This window comes from Magnetospirillum aberrantis SpK, from assembly GCF_011022235.1.
Classification (GTDB): domain Bacteria; phylum Pseudomonadota; class Alphaproteobacteria; order Rhodospirillales; family Magnetospirillaceae; genus Magnetospirillum; species Magnetospirillum aberrantis.
In genome coordinates, this window is the sequence record NZ_JAAIYP010000044.1 from 115,265 (window position 1) to 133,107 (window position 17,843).

General features: G+C 62.5%; 20 protein-coding genes. 14 read left to right on the plus strand and 6 right to left on the minus strand.

The features are described from left to right. The first annotated feature begins 10 nt into the window (after window positions 1-10). Window positions 11-1,627, plus strand: a complete 1,617-nt coding sequence (locus G4223_RS17495) for an HsdM family class I SAM-dependent methyltransferase (protein ID WP_163682378.1) — start codon at window positions 11-13, stop codon at window positions 1,625-1,627. Continuing rightward, complete coding sequence (locus G4223_RS17500; RefSeq protein WP_163682380.1) at window positions 1,627-2,829, plus strand: restriction endonuclease subunit S; 1,203 nt, start codon at window positions 1,627-1,629, stop codon at window positions 2,827-2,829. Before G4223_RS17495 ends, G4223_RS17500 begins: the two co-directional genes overlap by 1 nt. Before the next feature lie 136 nt (window positions 2,830-2,965). On the opposite strand, the gene G4223_RS17505 is transcribed toward G4223_RS17500, so the two are convergent. Continuing rightward, window positions 2,966-3,325 (minus strand): helix-turn-helix domain-containing protein, encoded by a 360-nt coding sequence (locus G4223_RS17505; protein WP_163682382.1) that lies wholly within the window; start codon window positions 3,323-3,325, stop codon window positions 2,966-2,968. A gap of 232 nt (window positions 3,326-3,557) precedes the next feature. On the opposite strand from G4223_RS17505, the gene G4223_RS17510 reads away from it, so the two are divergent. From G4223_RS17510 to G4223_RS17540, 7 genes are all read left to right on the plus strand, one after another. Next, on the plus strand, window positions 3,558-4,178 hold the full coding sequence (locus G4223_RS17510; RefSeq protein ID WP_163682384.1) for a hypothetical protein: 621 nt from the start codon (window positions 3,558-3,560) through the stop codon (window positions 4,176-4,178). Between the two features lie 10 nt (window positions 4,179-4,188). Beyond that, entirely contained in the window at window positions 4,189-4,704 is a 516-nt protein-coding gene (locus G4223_RS17515) for a hypothetical protein (RefSeq protein ID WP_163682386.1), read from the plus strand. A 1,024-nt stretch (window positions 4,705-5,728) separates the two neighbouring features. Next, window positions 5,729-6,028 carry a hypothetical protein gene (locus tag G4223_RS17520; protein ID WP_163682387.1) on the plus strand — a complete coding sequence of 100 codons (300 nt, stop codon included), beginning with the start codon at window positions 5,729-5,731 and terminating at the stop codon, window positions 6,026-6,028. After that, complete coding sequence (locus tag G4223_RS17525) at window positions 6,022-6,339, plus strand: DUF6626 family protein (protein WP_163682389.1); 318 nt, start codon at window positions 6,022-6,024, stop codon at window positions 6,337-6,339. The genes G4223_RS17520 and G4223_RS17525 overlap by 7 nt, the downstream gene beginning before the upstream one ends. Further along, entirely contained in the window at window positions 6,336-6,875 is a 540-nt protein-coding gene (locus G4223_RS17530) for a hypothetical protein (protein ID WP_163682391.1), read from the plus strand. Before G4223_RS17525 ends, G4223_RS17530 begins: the two co-directional genes overlap by 4 nt. After that, window positions 6,872-7,375: a hypothetical protein gene (locus G4223_RS17535; RefSeq protein WP_163682393.1), complete on the plus strand. Its 504-nt coding sequence runs from the start codon at window positions 6,872-6,874 to the stop codon at window positions 7,373-7,375. Before G4223_RS17530 ends, G4223_RS17535 begins: the two co-directional genes overlap by 4 nt. Before the next feature lie 51 nt (window positions 7,376-7,426). Beyond that, window positions 7,427-7,867 carry a hypothetical protein gene (locus G4223_RS17540; protein WP_163682395.1) on the plus strand — a complete coding sequence of 147 codons (441 nt, stop codon included), beginning with the start codon at window positions 7,427-7,429 and terminating at the stop codon, window positions 7,865-7,867. On the opposite strand, the gene G4223_RS17545 is transcribed toward G4223_RS17540, so the two are convergent. The 5 genes from G4223_RS17545 to G4223_RS17565 form a co-directional block, all read right to left on the minus strand. Next, window positions 7,856-9,160, minus strand: coding sequence for a tyrosine-type recombinase/integrase (locus G4223_RS17545; protein WP_163682397.1), 1,305 nt, complete (start codon window positions 9,158-9,160; stop codon window positions 7,856-7,858). The genes G4223_RS17540 and G4223_RS17545 overlap by 12 nt on opposite strands. 234 nt (window positions 9,161-9,394) lie before the next feature. Continuing rightward, window positions 9,395-9,865, minus strand: a complete 471-nt coding sequence (gene rpsI / locus G4223_RS17550) for a 30S ribosomal protein S9 (RefSeq protein WP_163682399.1) — start codon at window positions 9,863-9,865, stop codon at window positions 9,395-9,397. 6 nt (window positions 9,866-9,871) lie between these two features. Beyond that, complete coding sequence (gene rplM, locus G4223_RS17555; RefSeq protein ID WP_163682401.1) at window positions 9,872-10,330, minus strand: 50S ribosomal protein L13; 459 nt, start codon at window positions 10,328-10,330, stop codon at window positions 9,872-9,874. Window positions 10,331-10,648: 318 nt separating this feature from the next. Continuing rightward, window positions 10,649-11,104, minus strand: a complete 456-nt coding sequence (locus tag G4223_RS17560) for a DNA polymerase III subunit chi (RefSeq protein WP_163682403.1) — start codon at window positions 11,102-11,104, stop codon at window positions 10,649-10,651. Then, window positions 11,101-12,597 carry a leucyl aminopeptidase gene (locus G4223_RS17565; RefSeq protein WP_163682405.1) on the minus strand — a complete coding sequence of 499 codons (1,497 nt, stop codon included), beginning with the start codon at window positions 12,595-12,597 and terminating at the stop codon, window positions 11,101-11,103. Before G4223_RS17565 ends, G4223_RS17560 begins: the two co-directional genes overlap by 4 nt. 201 nt (window positions 12,598-12,798) lie before the next feature. Here G4223_RS17565 and G4223_RS20425 point away from each other — a divergent pair, with 201 nt between their 5' ends. From G4223_RS20425 to G4223_RS17590, 5 genes are all read left to right on the plus strand, one after another. Next, the gene (locus tag G4223_RS20425; RefSeq protein ID WP_163682407.1) at window positions 12,799-14,871 is read left to right on the plus strand and encodes an ATP-binding protein; all 2,073 of its coding nucleotides are present in this window, start codon (window positions 12,799-12,801) and stop codon (window positions 14,869-14,871) included. A 95-nt stretch (window positions 14,872-14,966) separates the two neighbouring features. After that, window positions 14,967-15,374 carry a hypothetical protein gene (locus G4223_RS17575; protein WP_163682410.1) on the plus strand — a complete coding sequence of 136 codons (408 nt, stop codon included), beginning with the start codon at window positions 14,967-14,969 and terminating at the stop codon, window positions 15,372-15,374. A 96-nt stretch (window positions 15,375-15,470) separates the two neighbouring features. After that, the gene (locus G4223_RS17580; RefSeq protein ID WP_163682411.1) at window positions 15,471-17,024 is read left to right on the plus strand and encodes an acyl-CoA carboxylase subunit beta; all 1,554 of its coding nucleotides are present in this window, start codon (window positions 15,471-15,473) and stop codon (window positions 17,022-17,024) included. 25 nt (window positions 17,025-17,049) lie between these two features. Next, the gene (locus tag G4223_RS17585; RefSeq protein ID WP_163682413.1) at window positions 17,050-17,406 is read left to right on the plus strand and encodes a hypothetical protein; all 357 of its coding nucleotides are present in this window, start codon (window positions 17,050-17,052) and stop codon (window positions 17,404-17,406) included. 26 nt (window positions 17,407-17,432) lie between these two features. After that, window positions 17,433-17,840 carry a biotin/lipoyl-containing protein gene (locus G4223_RS17590; RefSeq protein ID WP_163682415.1) on the plus strand — a complete coding sequence of 136 codons (408 nt, stop codon included), beginning with the start codon at window positions 17,433-17,435 and terminating at the stop codon, window positions 17,838-17,840. Window positions 17,841-17,843 lie beyond the last annotated feature (3 nt).

Genomic DNA, 17,843 nt, shown 5'->3' on the forward strand with positions numbered 1-17,843 from the left:
GGATCAGACGATGCCCCTTACCCCCGACCTTCGGCGCGGCATTGATGAAATCCGCAACTACCTCTATGGCGGCGGCTTCCCGGACCCGCTGAACAACGCTGAACAGCTTTCGTTCTTCTTCTTCTTCTATCTCGTGGAAGGGATGGACGCCGACAACCTGATGCGGGCAAGGGCGACCAAGCGCGACTACACCTCAATGTTCGCGGGTGAGTGGGCCATCAAGAATCCCCTCAATGCTCCTGGACAGGCCAAGGTGCCCGCCGAGCGGATGAAGTGGTCACAGTGGAATGTGATGGCCGGTGAAACCCTGGTGCGGTGGGTTCGCGACGAGGTGTTTCCATTCTTCACCGATGTGGCCGAGCGGTCGGCGATGAACTTTATGACCGGCGCGCGACTGGGCATTGATGAGCCGACCGTGCTCACCCAGGTGGTCGGCCTGATTGATAAGCTGCGGCTGGACGAGGCCGATGCCGACACCAAGGGCGACCTGTTTGAATATGTGCTGAAGCAGGTCAAGCAGGCCGGTGAACTGGGCCAGTTCCGCACCCCGCGCCACATCATCCGCGCCATCGTTGAGATGGTGGACCCCAGGGTAACGGAGACCATCTACGACCCGGCTGCGGGCACGGCGGGCTTCCTGGTGGCTGCCTACAATCACATCCGGCTCGCCAACTCCTCCCCTGCGGGCATCTTTGAGGCAGAACTGGACGGCAAGATGGTGAAGCGTGGCTGGGGCGACAAGCTCTCGGCGGCGATGACCAACAAGCTCTCCAATGCCACGTTCTATGGCAACGACGTTGACCCCAAGATGGTCCGCCTTGCCACGATGAACCTGACCCTGCGCGGGCTGCCCAATGTCCAAATCCTCAAGCGCAATGCGCTGACGACCACGATGGAGCGCACAGAGAAGGCCGAGCTTGGCCTTCCGTTGGACGGCTACGATGTGGTGCTGGCGAATCCGCCGTTCTCGGGCAAGCTGGACAAGGACCGGGTGGTGGACGATGTGAAGGTGGGCGCCTCCACCGCCACCGAAATCCTCTTCCTCAAGTATATGCTGAACTCGCTGAAGGAAGGCGGGCGCTGCGGCGTGGTCGTGCCCGAGGGCGTGCTGTTCGGCAGCACCGGAGCGCACAAGGAACTGCGCCGCCAACTGGTGGAGAACAACACCGTGGAGGCGGTGATGAGCCTGCCCGGCGGCGTCTTCCAGCCCTATTCGGGCGTGAAGACCTCCGTGCTTCTGTTCCGCAAGGGCGGCACCACCGACAAGGTGCTGTTCCTTCACGCCGACGCGGACGGCTACAAGCTGGACGCTAATCACGACACCCCGGTGGATGCCGACGACTTGCCGGTGCTGGTGGACGCCTATCAGCGCCGTGGCGATCTGTGGGGCGAATGGGAGGCACGCGACGAAAGCGCGGAATGGTCGGAGAAGTGGTGGTTCGCTGGCCTGGATGCCGTCCGCGCCGCCGACTTCAATCTCTCGGCGGGTCGGTATCGGCCTCAATCCCAGGCCCAGGTGGAGCACCGCGATCCGTTGGAACTGCTGGACGAGCTTCGCGCCATTGAAGGGGATATCCTGTCGGAACTGGACGCCCTGGCGGACAAGCTGCGGGAGCGGGTGGCTTGATGACTGCGATCCAGCCGGTTGCGGTTGCCACGGTTCCCCTGCGGGAAGTGGCGACGATCTACAGCGGCGGAACCCCCAGCAAAGCAAACGCCTCGTTCTGGGTGGGCGATATTCCCTGGGTTTCCCCGAAGGATATGGGCGAGGACCGCATTTCCGATGCCGAGGACCACATTTCAGCAGACGCGGTGGAGGGATCGGCGACGAAACTTGTCCCCACGGCCAGCATCCTGGTTGTGGTGCGTTCGGGTATTCTGGTCAGAAAGCTGCCCATCGGGTTAACCACTCGCCCGGTCGCCTTCAACCAAGACATCAAGGCCCTGGTGGTTGACGAAACCAGGTTCTTGCCAGAGTTCATTTTCTGGCTCTTGCGCGCGGCGGAACCGCGTGCCCTGGTCGTGGGCGTCAAGAAGGGCGCGACCGTCCACAGTCTGTCTGCGGGCTACCTGGAAAGCATTCCCGTTCCGGTTCTGCCCTTGGACGAGCAGCGCCACATCGTGGACATCCTCAATCACGCGGCCAGCATCCGGCGGCTGCGGGAGGAGGCACGGGCCAAGGCGCGCGACATCATCCCGGCGCTGTTCGTGGATATGTTCGGCGACCCGGCCACGAACCCCAAGGGGTGGCCTGTCTCCAGATTGGACGCAGAGGTTAGTTTCGTCAGCGGAGCAACCCCCTCCAAGCAAGAGCCGCGATATTGGGCTGATGGTACGCCCTGGGTTTCTGCCAAGGATATGAAAGCTGACCCAATCGTGGCCGCTGAAGACGAGGTTTCTGATGCGGCCTTTGCTGAAACGAACCTAAAACTGATACCAGCCGGATCAGTCCTCATCGTGGTGCGGGGAATGATCCTTGCCCACACCATACCGATCCGTGTGAATGCGGTTCCGGTGGCGATCAACCAGGACCTCAAAGCGATGTTGCCGAAGCCGGGAATGAGCGAACAGTTCATCCGGTGGTGCCTTCAGTGCCTCCATAACCATCTGCTCGCGAAGATTTCCACTGCGGCGCACGGCACCAAGAAGCTTGAGATGGATGTGCTAACGGCCTTACCTATCCCCGCCCCCCCTGTGCCTCTCCAGCAAGAGTTCGCCCAGCGCGTGGCCGAGGTGGAGGGCATTTCGTCCCTCAACGACCGCGCCACCACGGCAGCGGAACAGATGGCCCAATCGCTGTTAGCCCAGGTGTTCGGGCAGACCGCATAACGTATTCTCCGTAGACACCCGAGGCGGCGATGACGGACCTGGACGCGGTGGAGATGACGGCGCGCCAATGGGTGGGGATTTGCGTCCAATCCGGGGCTGGCTGGCCGAAATGGTCCACCAAACCGCCTGATCGCCGTTACGGCTGGGATCGGCGGCTTTTGCGGCGCTGTTTGTCCAGCAGTCCGATCATCCCCGCCACCAACTCCATTTCGTTGTCGGGCAGCCGTCTGGCGGCAGCCGCCACGATGGCGGCGTTCTGGGAATGGGGATCGGCTTCCGGCTGGTTGGACTTCACCATTTCTTCCAATGGAACGCCCAGATGCCGGGCGAACTGATCCAGGGTGAGCAGACCAGGGATCGTCTTGCCACGCTCCATATTGGAGATGGTCTCAACGGCCTTGCCGGTCATTTCCGCAAACTGCGCCTGCGTCAGCCCGCGCTCTTCGCGCAACTGCCGGATTCGACTCCCAATGCGTCTTCCAAGCTCCATTTCCATACCCCGCATTCTCTGTGCGGGGCGTGTTGGAGCCTATTGACACAATCATACGGATTTTTACCTGAGCCTCATTGGGGCGTCAGAACCCCATTATCCCTTCATATCCACCGTAGAATGACGCAGATTGCCGGGCTGAACTTGATGTGATAGATCAAGTTTGTGCTCATTGGGGCTGCCCAAGTGACTTGCTCACGCGGTCGGTGGGGCGGCACGGCCTGTGGAGAGGGGAACGATGAAGAACATACTGGCATTCCTGCTGCTGATGGGCGTGATCGCCCTTCTGGTCAAGTTTTCGGGGCAGATTGCCTTCGTGCTTGCCTTCGCACTGGTGATCTTCATCGGCTATCTCCAGAAAGGAAACGTCACCAACGAAAGACTGGTCAAGAATCGTAGGGGCTTTCAGGTAGGCGCGGGCATCGTCGCGGCTCTGCTCTTCGTCTTCAGCGCGAATATGAAGATTGAAGCTTCTAGAGAGAAGGAAGCTGCCGCTGTGGCGGAACAGCAAAAGCAGAGCGCGGACGCGGCCAAGAAGGAGGCCGAGCAGCAAGAGAAGTTGGTGAAGGCCAAGGAGATGGCGGCGAAATGGGGCATCACGCCCGAGCAGTATCTTGCCGCCGATGAAAGGAGCTATGCCGCTTGGGGCGCTTGCCAGCAGGAGGCGCGGAAGGCGGTTCCGGGATCACAAACTAACTGGACGCCCCAGTTCGGATGGACCACCTCGGATGGCAACGTGATTAAGATTCACGGCACGGACATCACTCTTGACCTGGGGCGCGGTCAGAAGCAGCCAGTCTATTACAACTGCGCCTACACCATCGCCACCGGCAAGGCCGAGATTGAAAGCGTCCAGTAAGGCTGGGACGATGATCCGCTCCGCCGTTGCCGCGCTGCTTCTGGGCGCTCTGACGACTGCCCCATCCTCGGCGTTTGCCGATATGTATGGCTTTCCCAATGGGGGCTACACCCCGACGCCGGAACAGCGCGCCCAGCAGCAACGCGCCCTTGAGATGAAGCGGAAGGTGACGGAGTGCGACGGCCTGCGCCAACAGGTCGTCCGCACCGTCAATACCTGGGTCAATCAGGTCTATGCGAACAGCTACGATATGTCGGACCAGGGCTGGGTCCAGCACAACAGCCGGGAAATCTTTATGAGGGATACCCGTGAGGAGATGGCGCGGTTCCAGGAGGCGATGCGACAACTGACCTATGGTGAGGTTGATGTGTCGGCCTGTCAGGCCACGGCAGCCCGCTATCGCGGCTACGTGGAGTGCTATTTCACCAACACGATGAACAACGAGCCGCGCAGGAATCGCTCGGATTGCGGCAGCGACCTGTATTCCACGTTCGTGAATCCCGACCTCTATTACCCACCCGATTGATCGGGCGGGAGTCTTCTTGGCATACAAATGGGCCTGTTCCGGCCCGTCATCGGCGCTACCGGGGTAGCATCGGGGTGATCGCGCGGGTTCCCCTCGCTCCAGTTCCTTCACCTACCCAATGGGAACCCCATAGGGGAAATGGTAACCCGGCTCCGTCGCACAAGCGTGAGCGCGAGCGAGCGCCAGCGACAAGGAGCCGGATGTTGCTGCTGGTGGCGAAGCCAGCAGCGGCAACGGGCGTCAGCCCTGACTCCACGCACAAGGAGCAGCAAGAAGTCCAAGGAGAGCAATAGGTCCAACAAGGGCTTGGTCTCGTGAAGCGGCTGTGCTGTCGCACATCCGGCGATTTTCGCTCGCTCTCGCTTGCGCTCGGCTGACGCTCAATCGCGGATTTCTTGAGATTTGCGTTTCTGATTGATAGCAGAGGTTTGCTGCGAATAGCTCAATCCCCCCCATTGATGAGACCGGGCATAAAGAGGCCAGCCAGGGGCCTCGCCTATCTCATCAATGAGGGGGATGTAAGCTGGAGGGTGTCTCTGATCTGACCCTTCGGCCTGCTGCTTGCTCGTCCTTTGGTTATTCACCCGGCTGGCGGTTATCCTGTACCAGCCGTGGGGACGGTCATCCGGTCTTGCGACCACAACGGTTGTGCTTGCGCACGCCACGCCACAGAGCAATCAAGCGTCTACCCTGCGGCGTGAATGGACAGACGCTATCTGCCCATTTCATTTGCTCCCCACCAGCAGTGGAGAGACCCCTTTCGCTGATGAACCATCAGCCCGGCGCTCGCAACCTCGGTATCCAATATGGGCCGATGAGGTCGGTATGTCTCCGGTCATTGCTCTACTCAACTACCATAATGGTGTCCGCCGTGCTCGGGCGGAATGGGGTGGAGGAACCCCGTCGCTGCTCCTGTAGAGTTTGGTAAAGGTATTTATCACAGAGCCGCCAAAACACATCAAAATCGCCCCAAACAAGGCGATTCGCCCCTTCACGGATAAATATCCGAGAAAGGAGGTGTCCAATGACACAAACTGTTGATCTTTATGACGCGCTCTACTGGTTCCTCGCCAGCCAGCGCATCTGCCAATCCAAGAGCGACTTCGCTCGTCGCTTCTTCAGGTGCTCCCCTGGTTACTGGCGTAACCGCGAAAGCGCCGAGACCAAGCCATCGCTCGCTGCCGCGATGCGCCTGCTGGGTGAACTGGAGAAGCTGGCTGAGACCACCCCACTGGCTGATCCCACGACCGCCACTCTTAGGGAGTTCGTGGTCAAGGTTCGTGCCGACATCCAGGACCGCGTTGAGGGAGGTGCCCAATGTTGAGTTGGGACGACCTGATGCGCGCCTGCCGTGCCACCAAGGTGGCCGAAACCCAAGAGCAGATGAGTGATCTGATGGGCAAGCGCCCATCCTATGTCCGTTCATTGAAAGCACGCGGCAAGCAGCCAAGCGTGGACTCAATGGCTCAACTCCATACCCGGCTGACGGAACTGGAGGACGAGTTCAGAGACCTGATCGTGTTCGGGTTTGATGCCTCAGAGTCGCGGAAGGTCGCCCACCGGATGGTGGCCGAGTTTAGGGATGGTGTGTTCCGCGACATCACCGCCCGCTGCCGCAAGGGAGGCGCAAAATGAACGCCCCAAACATCCATCTTCTGCTGTGGGATGCCGAACGTGAAGAGAATCCAGATGACAGCGCCTATGCCCAGGCGACCGATGATGGACGAGTGCTGTTCCGGCAGCTTTGGGCCAAGAACAGCCTGTCGCCCAAGATGCTGATGGATGACCCGGCCACCGACGCCGACACGACGCTAGATGGGCTGATTCGGTTCCTGCGCCATAGCGTGGCGGTAGGATACGCGGTCCAGCCCATCATCGCCGATGATGACGCGCTCCTGACCCTCAAGCTCACCGCCGACGACGAACGGCTGATGTTCTTTCCCCAACGGATCAAAGATTCACAACCGGCTCCGCTTGAAGATGCTGCCGCCGTGATGGTGGCTGCTGCCACCATCCAGGAGATTGAGGAGGCCGAGGCCCATCTGGTGGCCCTGTATGGCCGCCTCCATCATCTCTTTAGGATCGGTGATCGTGAGCAAATCTCTCGGCTTCGGGCCGCATTGGTCCATTGCTTCTCGGGCGGCGATTTCCCCCAGGATGGTGACCAATGATGCGCGTGGCCCTGGTCTCCGAGGAGATGGTTGTAGCCGACGATTCGGGCGTTTACCTCTCCATCCACGAGGGCACGCGTGAAGCCATAGAGGGCGATTGGCGCATCCCACCGACCATCACCGGCCTGATCCGCGACCGGTACGGCATCCATTTCAGGGCAGTGGGCCAGTTCCTGACCCACTACCTCGTCACCCAGGTCTGGGGCGTGGAAGGCCATCACCGACTGCTGCTGGTGGAACCGCAGGACGAAACCTTGCTGCTGCTCAGAAAAGACGAACTCACCTTCCTGTCCGAATGGCACACGACCGCAGACGAGTTCCGCAATCTGCTGGTCAGCAGCTTCCTCGCCCGAGAGGCAGACGAAGCCGCCAAAATATGGTCCATTGCGACCCGGCGATTGGTGAAGATGGGCGAGATTGCCAATCCTGATGATGTTGAGTTGCGGCTGATGATGAGCCAGGAGCTTTATACCCGCACTTTACTGCCAGCCTGCCCTTGACAGATACAGGAGGGTGATACGATGGAAGGCTAACATTTCTGAGGCCCCATCGTGCTTTCCTCGCTCAACTTCACCGACGAACACCGCCCTGCCGATGCCGCCGATACGCCCATCCTCAAGGCTCGCGCTGCCGTCCTCAAAGGCATCCAGAATCAGCGGCTATTCATCCAGGCCGCCCGCAGCGGCCAGCCCATCAATCTGACCAAGACCATCACCGGCAAGGACGGCGGCGAGCGCGTCCAGCGCCTGCGCCCCCGTAAGTGGTATTGGCGCTCCCCGCAGGGACATATCTGCTTGGAGGTGTTCTACGGCCACCGTGCCCTGCCGCTCCACGACGGCAAGACGGTGGTGGCGTGCCCCAATCTGGACGCTCTGGAGGCTGCTCTGATAGTCATTGCCGAATCGGTGATGGCTGGGGAACTTGATGCCGCCCTGGGCGCGGCCCAGGCCACCGATAAGCGCCTGCGGGGTGGAGTCCACTCAGTCCGTTAACAGGAAATCCATATCCACGACCTTTTCACCGGTGGGCAGGACAGTTTGTCGCGTTAGTTCCGCCGCATCGTCAATGGTGACGTTGGATTTATTCAGTGTTTCTGCGTTCTGGATGTTGCGGGTGTGGTCGTAGTGTTTCTCAATGTAGGAAACTGATGTGCCCATATTCTTCGCCAGTTTGTCCACTGGTACGCCTGCCAGGAGGCGCTCCGTTGCATAGGTGTGGCGGAACGAGTAGAGGGTCCTGGTGCGGCCAAAGCTGTCGCGTGCGACCCCTGCATCTTTCAGCATCGCTTTGAGAGTTTTATAGCCCCATTCGGGGGCATTTCCGTCCTTGCCGATGATGACCAAATCCTTGCCGTCCATCGGCTTTCCGGTCAGCTCGTGCAACTCCTCAAGGTGCGTCAGGACTTGCGGCATCACGACGCAGGTGCGTTCGCCGGTCTTGGTGGTCGGTGCGATGTGAAAGGTAATCACATTGCCCTTGTGGTGGGTTATGTCGCACCAGCGCAGTTGGAAAAGTTCGTTTGGACGCAATCCAGAATAATAACAGATCATTACCGCGTGTCCCATTAGCGCGCGGTAATATTTGTGCAGGCCGTTCTTGCCCTTGGATGGCCAATCTTCCAGGAAAGCAATAAGGGTTGCCATATCGTCGGGGGTGAAGTGCTGGCGGCGCGTGGTGGACGCCTTTTCTACGCCCTTTTTGGAGCGACTTTTTGTGATCGTGGTCACGGGGAGAGTGACCATCCACCCCTTGCGCTTGAACCATTTGAAGGCTTGGTTCAGCAAGCTCTTGTCCATCTTCAATGTGGCGGTGGCGGGCGATATCGCCGCATTCGGCACATTGGCCAGTTCGTCTTTGCCGGGGCTTTTTGTCCAATAGCTGCGCCGCCAATCCCAATAATCCTCAACCTTGGCATCCGTGATGGTCACAAGGTCCATTTCGCCGAAGAACCCAACGAAATAGCGTTTTCCAATACTGTTATGAAGCCGTTGGCGATGCTCGCTCAGGCAAGTTGCACCCTCTTTCAGCCACAGCTCAAAGGCGTCCTTGAACCTGCGCTCCTTGATGGGGAGGTTGTTCCTGACCTTTACCTTCATCTCGGTAAAAAGGTTGTCTGCCCAACTCACGGCTTCGGCAAGGTTGGTGGTGCCGCTGGATTTGAGCGTGTAGCCGTTCACGCCGGGGAGGCGGAAGCGGGCGTTCCAGATGGGCTTTTTCTTGTCGCCATCAATGTAAAGGAGAACGCGCCCGTCGTGGAGTTCGTGCCTTTCAACATATCTCACCATCGCGCATCCCCCTCTCTGCTCGGTGGCCTGTTCGCGTGGTGTTCAGGGGAGTTCGCTCCCCCCGTTGTCAGCATCAGGCATAAGGAACCGCATATATTGGTGAACTGGAAGATGAGGGGCGTCAAGGGGCTGGAATAGGCAGCATAAGCCCGGCATAAGGCAAGGAAAAAGGGCTTGGATTGCTCCAAGCCCTTGATCTCTTGCCAGTTTTTCGCTGACAGGCAGTTCGGAAGCTTAACGCTTCGAGAACTGGGTGGAACGACGGGCCTTGTGCTTGCCGTACTTCTTGCGCTCGACCACGCGGGGATCGCGGGTGAGGAAGCCGCCGGCCTTCAGCGCCGGGCGGGTCGCCGGGTCGAAGAAGGTCAGCGCGCGGCTGATGCCGTGGCGCAGGGCGCCGGCCTGACCGGACAGGCCACCACCGGCGACGGTGGCGACGATGTCGAACTGACCCTCGACGCGGGCGGTCTGGAACGGCTGGTTGATCAGCATGCGCAGCACCGGACGGGCGAAGTACTGGGTGACGTCGCGGCCGTTGACGGTGATCTTGCCCGAACCGGGCTTGACCCACACGCGGGCGACGGCGTTCTTGCGCTTGCCGGTGGCATACGAGCGGCCCTGGGCATCGACCTTACGCTCATGCACGGGCTGGTCAGCCTGCGGAGCGGCGGCCTTGAGATCGGCCAGGCTGGAGAGATCGGCCATCTGGGCTTACCTCTTGTTCTTGGGGTTCATCGAGGCGACGTCGACCACGGTCGGGTTCTGCGCCTCGTGCGGGTGGCTGGGGCCGGCGTAAACGCGCAGATTCTTCATCTGGGCGCGGCCAAGCGGACCACGGGTGATCATGCGCTCGACGGCCTTGATGATGACGCGCTCGGGGAAACGGCCGCTCAGCAACTGGCCCATGGTGCGGCCCTTGATGCCGCCCGGGTGGCCGGTATGCCAATAGAAGGTCTTATCCGCCAGCTTGTTGCCGGTCAGCTTGACCTTCTCGGCGTTGACGACAATCACGTTGTCGCCCATGTCCATGTGCGGGGTGAAGGTGGGCAGGTGCTTGCCACGCAGGCGCATCGCGATGATGCTGGCGAGGCGGCCCAGAACGACGCCGTCCGCGTCGATCACAACCCACTTCTTCTCAATTTCGGACGGTTTGACGTTATAGGTCTTCATGGCACCCACGGCAAAACCAGTTGAGGAAACCGGACAAACCCGGCCTCCGAAGGTCGCGCAGTATGCCATTGTCGCCGCCAGAGTCAATGGCAAATAAATCGTTTAAAAACAGATACTTAGATGCGCGGTATTATAATACCTCTTCCGTAAGTGGCTGTATGGACCGTTTTGCCGGAGGTGTCATACAGCACGCGGATGCGGCCCATCAGCCGACGTGCCGCTTCGATGCCGAAGCCGTATAAGCCGAGGAAAGTTCTCAGCTCGTTCCGGGCAAGCCCAAGGTGTGGTTTTGCGCAATGCATATCAATTGGGTGTACGCTAAGTCCTTGATTTTTCTTCCCAACCACCGTTCGGACTTTGCTGGTAATAGATCAGTTGGTGACTTTGGGCCTTCCAGGTCTTCCACCGTTCGCGCGCCGCCTGGACGGCGTCGTCGTCGCGGCCGTCGAACAGGTCCAGGCAACGGTCGTAGGGGCCGATCTCGGCCGGGGCGACACCGTCGCACAACACCAGAACGGTGGCGCCGTTGGGGTTTTCGTCCTGGTCGGTCAGCCAGATGGGCTGGTGCTCGGCCTCGCCATCGGCGGCCGAGCCGTGCGGCAACCAGCTTTCCTCGCTGAACGTCCACAACAGGCCGTTCAGATGTTCGACCCGTTCACGGCTGCCGGCCATGACCACCACCTTGAGCCCTGCCGCCCGCGCCTTTTCCAAAAGGCGCGGCAACGCCTGGTCCAGGGGCAGGCGGGTCAGGTGGTAAAAGCCGATCTGGGTCATTTTTCCTCGTAACGTTCCGCCACCAGGGCGTCGAGCAGGCGCACGCCGAAGGCGGTCGCACCCTTGGGGCAGGTGGCGGTGTCCTTCTTGGACCATGCGGTGCCGGCGATGTCGATGTGGGCCCACGGCGTGTCGCCGGTGAAGCGCTTGAGGAACTGGGCGGCGGTGATCGAGCCGGCTTCGCGGCCGCCGGTGTTCTTCATGTCGGCGATGTCGGATTTGATCTGCTTGTCATAGGCGTCGCCCAGCGGCAGGCGCCACACCTTCTCGCCCACGCTCTTGCCGGCGGCGGAAATGGCCTCGGCCAGGGAATCGTCGCTGGCGAACAACCCGGCATGCTCGCCGCCCAGCGAGATGATGATCGCCCCGGTCAGGGTGGCAAGGTCGATCATCGCCGACGGCTTGAGATGCTCGCGGGCGTACCACAGCGCGTCGGCCAGCACCAGACGGCCCTCGGCGTCGGTGTTGATGACCTCGATGGTCTGGCCCGAGGCCGAGGTGACCACGTCGCCCGGACGCTGGGCGGTGCCAGACGGCATGTTCTCCACCAGGCCGACGACGCCGACCACGTTGGCCTTGGCCTGACGGCCGGCCAGCGCCTTCATGGCGCCGATCACCGCGCCGGCCCCGGCCATGTCCCACTTCATGTCCTCCATGCCGGCGGCCGGCTTGATGGAGATGCCGCCGGTGTCGAAGCACACGCCCTTGCCGATCAGCGCCAGCGGCGCCGTCTTCTGGTCCTTGGCGCCCATCCAGCGCATGACCACCAATTGGCTTTCGCGGTCCGAGCCCTGGCCAACGCCCAACAGCGCCCCCATGCCCAGCTTCTTCATCTGCTTCTCGCCCAGGATCTCGACGTCGACGCCCAGTTCGGCCAGTTTGCGGCATTCGGCGGCCAGGCTTTCGGGATAGATGACGTTGGCCGGTTCGCTGACCACGTCGCGGGTCAGGAACACGCCGTCGGCGATCCGCTCAAGCGGGGCATAGGCGGCCTTGGCGGCGGGGGCGGCGGCCGACAGCACGTTCAGCTTCTTGAGCGACGGCTTGTCGGTCTTCTTTTCGGTGGTGAAGTACTTGTCGAAGCGATAGGCCCGCAGACGGGCACCAAAAGCCAGATTGGCGGCGAATGCCGTCGCGTTCAGCGGCGCGCCGTCGATGGCGTCGGCGGCGACGGACAGCACGGTTTCGCCGGAATTGGCCACCTGGGCCAGGGCGGTGCCGCCAAACGCCTGGGCAGCCAGGGCGTCCAGTTTTTCCGCCTTGCCCAATCCCACCAGCACGACGCGCCCCAATTCCAGCCCGGCCGGGGCCAGGATGGTCAGGCTTTGCCCGGCCTTGCCCTCGAACCGGCTGGCGTTCATGGCGCGGACCAGCGCGCCGCCGCTCTGACGATCCAACTCGGCGGCGGTGGCGGCAAGCACCTTGCCCTCCAGCACGCCGGCGACCACGGCGCCTTCGGTGGGAATCTGGGGCTTGGCGAAACCGATCTTCATGATGGCGTGACCTTTTCGGCAGGAAACTTCGCCCTTCACTGTAACCATCCCGGCGGCGAAGGGAAGCCCGCAACCGTCATTCCCGGTACGCAACGCTGAACAAGCCTGCCTTAGGTGTTTTTACGTTTGACCGTTCGGTTAAATCGCTTCAACTTTCGGTGCATGTCTGCCAATGACGGTTCTCGACGGTCTCGTCTCCGTGTGCCCTTCGCCCTGCTGGCCGTCCTGATCGTCGGGATCATGACCGCGGGGGCCGGGGCGTTGGTGTGGCAAGCCCGCCAGTCGGTGCAGGCCGAGGCCCACGCCAACCATCGCGGCACGGCGCGGGCGCTGTCACGGCACGTTTTCCATGTGGTGCGCTCGTCCGAGGTGCTGCTGGAACAGATGCTGGCCGAACTGGACCGCCAGGGTGGCGTCGATGCCGTGCGCCGTAGCGGCGCCTCGTTGCAGGACACCTTGGCGCAGTTGGTCCAGCCGTTGTCCGAAGTCAGCGTCGCCCTGGTCGCCGACGGTGACGGCTGGCTGGTGGCGTCCAGTCAGAAAAGCGTTCCCGAGGACTTGTCCTATGTGGACCGCGGTTGGTTCCAGGCCCATCGCGACGGCCGCGATTTCGTCATCGGCGATCCGGTGATGTCGCGCACCAGCGGCGAATCCATCCTGACCATTTCGCGGGCGGTGCGGGCGGCCGATGGTCGCCTGTTGGCGGTGGCGCTGGTCGGGGTACAGATACGCTATCTGGAAAAACTGTTCGCCGAGACCCATACCGACGATGGCCGGGCGGTGACCCTGTTCCGCACCGATTCCGTGCTGATCGCCCGCAATCCGCCGGAACCGCCGGGCAAACGCTATCCCAACGCCTGGGCGGTGCAGCGCTCGCAAACCGAATCCACCGGCAGCGCGGTGATCGCCGCCACGGCGGTCGACGGTTTCGACCGCCTGAACGCTTGGGACCGGGTCGGCGACTATCCGCTGGTGGTGGTGGTCGGCCAGACCATGAACAAACTGTTGGCGCCCTGGCGCGTCTTCACCCTTCAGGTGGTGTCGCTGCTGGCGGTGGTGATGGTGGCGCTGGTGATGGCGGGGCGGCTGGCGCTTTCCGGCATCCGGCGCGAGGAGGCCGGGCTGGCGGCGGCCGAGGACGCCCGCCACGCCGCCGAGCAGGCCCGTGCCGAGGCCGAGGCGGCGGCCCGCGACCTGGCCCGCGTCAACCAAAGCCTGACCTCGGTGCTGGCGGCGACGCCCGAGGGCATCATCGGCATGGATGCCGACGACCGCGTCATCTTCGTCAACGACGCCGCCTTGTCCCAGGTCGGCTTCAGCCGTATCGAGATGCTGGGTCAGCCCCTGCATCCCCTGGTGCACCACCATCATGCCGACGGCACCCCCTATCCGGCCGAGGATTGCGCCATGCAGCGCGGGGTGCGCGAGGCCGAACTGTGCGTCATCGCCGACGAGGTGTTCTGGCGCAAGGATGGCAGCTTCTTTCCGGTCGAATATACCGCCGGTCGCCTTGATCTGCCCGACGGCAGCCGCGGTTGTGTCGTGGTGTTCCGCGACATCAGCGCGCGGCGGCGCATGGAAGAGGAGCTCAAGCGCTCCAACGCCGACCTGGAACAATTCGCCTATGCGGTGTCGCACGACCTTCAGGAACCGTTGCGCACCATTTCCGGTTTCGTCGGTTTGCTCAAGCGCGGCTATCGCGATCTGCTGCCGGACGAGGCGGTGGAATTCATCGACCTGGCGGTGGACGGCGTCCAGCGCATGAGCGGCATGATCGACGATCTGCTGGCCTATTCCCGCATCGGCCGCGCCGACATCCAGGCCGCCCCGGTGGAACTGGACGACTGCGCCGCCAAGGCGCGCGACAGCCTGTTGGCCGCCATCGACGAGACCGGGGCGACGGTGGAAATCGGCGCGCTGCCGGTGGTGGTCGCCATCGAAAGCCAGATGGTCAGCCTGTTTCAAAATCTGTTCGGCAACGCCATCAAATACGCTTCTCCCGAACGGCCGCCGCATGTGGTGGTGACCACCCGGCGCGAGGGGGGGGATTGGGTGTTGCGTGTCGCCGACAATGGCATCGGCATCGGCCCGAACGACCGCGAGCGGGTGTTCAAGGTGTTCCAGCGCCTGCACCGGCGCGGCGTCAGCGGCAGCGGTGTCGGTCTGGCCCTGTGCCGGCGCATCGTCGAACGTCATCGCGGTTCCATTTCGGTCGAGGAGCGCGACGACGGTCAGCCCGGTTCGGTGTTCGTGGTGCGTCTGCCTGCGTTGTGAACAGCGTTTTTGTTGAAACGCACAGCCCGAAAGTGGCACCCTGAGCGTAGAAACGAAGACCGTTCCACCGGTCGGCAGAAGCCAAGGCAGTGGACATGACGCATTACGCCACCGATCCGCTTGAGCGGTTGTACGAACGCCTCAGCCTGTTGGGCAAGGCCTTGGGGGTGGTGTGCTGTCTGTGGATCGCCGTGGTCGGAACCGTGCTGATCCGCGACCTTTCCCCCGATGACTTGAAGCACCATCGCGCCCCCCAGGTTCAGGAGCGGGTCGGCCAATGCGAGGGAGACTATGCCCGTCGCTATGCTTGCGCTGAAACCATCCTGGTCGATGGTGGTCAGGAGGGCGCCTCGGCGGTGCTGCTGCGCCTGTGCGTGACCCTGTTCCTTCCGGGGGTCGCGTGGTTCATGTGGCGGGGGGTGATGACGCGGGCCGAACAATTGCGCACGATGCCCCGTCATTCGTGGGACGAGTGGCCGGCACGGGTGTTCAAGACAAACTGATGACCATTGCAAAAAATCGATGGATCGGTCCTTGTTCTTGATCAAGGCAACGCCTACCATCCTTGCCTCAAGAGCGGATTTCAGGAAGGCGGTTCCATGCCCATCTCTCAGCGGCTTTTGGACAAGTTGCGCGAACGCCGGGCCAAGGTTCAGTCGGGCGGTGGCGCGGCCAAGCAACAGGAGCGGCACGACAAGGGTCTTCTGACCGCGCGCGAGCGCCTTGACGCTTTGTTCGACGATGGCACTTTCCAGGAATCGGGCCAGCACATCCGCCATTCCGGCACGGCTTTCGGCATGGCCGACAAGGACCTGCCGGCCGACGGCGCCATCGCCGGCAACGGTCTGGTGAACGGCCGTCAGGTGTCGGCGTTCAGCCAGGATTTCACCGTCGCCGCCGGCACCTTGGGCAAGATGCATGCGGAAAAGCTGGTGGGGGCCATGCAATACGCCCTGCGCATGGGCGTGCCGCTGGTGGCGTGCAAGGATTCGGGCGGCGCCCGCATCCAGGAAGGCGTGGACGCGCAATCGGGTTACGGCAAGGTGTTCTATATGAACGTCCTGCTGTCGGGCGTGGTGCCGCAGATCGCGCTGATCCTGGGGCCTTGCGCCGGCGGTGCCGCCTATTCGCCGGCCCTGATGGATTTCGTGATCATGACGCGCAAGAACGCGCACATGTTCATCACCGGTCCCGAGGTGATCAAGGCGGTGACCGGCCAAGCCTTCACCATGGACGAGGTGGGCAGCGCCGACATGCATGCCACCGTCAGCGGCAACGCCCATTTCGTGGCCGAGGACGACGCCCACGCGGTGGCCATCGCCCAGGCGTTGCTCAGCTACATGCCGGCCAACAATTCCGAGGACCCGCCGCACCGGCCGTGGGACGACATCCCGCTCGAGGAAGACGAGTACCTGAACCAGGTGGTGCCGGAAGACCCGTCCGAACCCATGGACGTGCGTCTGGTCATCGACCGCGTGGTGGACGAAGGCACTTTCCTTGAAGTGCATGCCGGCTGGGCGCGCAACCTGATCGTCGGTTTCGCCCGCATCGGCGGCATCGTCGTCGGCGTCATCGCCAACCAGCCCATGGAAATGGCCGGGGCGCTGGACATCAATGCGTCCGACAAGGGCGCGCGGTTCGTGCGGTTCTGCAACGTCTTCAACATTCCGCTGGTGACGCTGGTGGACGTGCCCGGCTTCCTGCCCGGCATCGAACAGGAACGCGGCGGCATCATCCGCCACGGCGCCAAGCTGCTGTTCGCCTATGGCTCGGCCACGGTGCCCAAGATCACGGTGATCCTGCGCAAGGCCTATGGCGGGTCGTATCTTGCCATGTGCAGCCAGGAAATGGGTGCCGACTGGGTTTACGCCTGGCCCACCGCCGAGATCGCGGTGATGGGCGCCGAAGGCGCCATCAACATCCTTTACCGCAAGGAACTGGCCGAGGCCGAGGATCGGCGGGCCAAGGCCAAGGAACTGGCGGCGGAATACCGCGACGAATTCGCCTCGCCCTATCTGTCGGCTGCGCGCGGTTACGTCACCGACGTCATCTTGCCGTCGGAAACCCGCGGCGTGCTGGCGCTGGCCTTGCGCAAGTCGCTGGCCAAGCGCGAGATGCGGCCGCCGAAGAAGCACGGCAACATCCCGCTGTGACGGCGGCGAGCAGGGGGAAACCGACGTGAGCGAGTTCAGCGAATCCTTGTCCCTGGTCGGGGTGGTCTACGCCCTGGCCTTCGTCATCGCCATGGGCGCGGCGCTGTTGATCAAGCTGATCGTCGGCGCCCTGGCCTTCAGCGAACGCCATGCCGAGGCCAAGGCAGCGGCCGCGTCGGCCGCCGCCGCGCCGGCGGCCCGGCCGGGTGCGGCGCCGGTTGCGGCCGAGGGGATCCCCGCCCATCATCTGGTCGCCATCGCGGCGGCCGCTCATGCCATGGTCGGAGCGCATCGCATCTTGCACATCGGCGCCGCCGCCTCGGGCCGCTATTGGTCCACCGAGGGCCGGCTGGCCCAGCACAACGCCCACCATCCACACTAATCGCCAGAGCCGCGAAGGATCGCGTCATGCAAAAGAAGCTTCGTATCACCGTCGAAGGCAAGGTCTACGACGTGACGGTCGAGGAGTTGACCGAGAACGGCCACGCCGCTCCCTCCTATCCGTCCATTGCCGGCACCGGCGCCTCGAGCTCGGTGGTGGCGGCGCCCTTGTCCGCGCCCATGCCGCATGTGCCGGCCGCCGCGCCGGCCGCCTCGGCTGTGCCGGGGGCCGAAATCTGCCCGTTGGGCGGCGTGGTGGAATCCGTCGATGTGACGGTTGGCCAGAAAATCTCGCAAGGCGACAGGATCGCGGTGGTCGAGGCCATGAAGATGAAGACTCCGGTGCACGCCAATCATTCCGGCACGGTGGCGTCCATCGCCATCAAGCCGGGTGATCCGGTGGAAGCGGGTGCCGTTCTGATGACCATCGCCTGAACT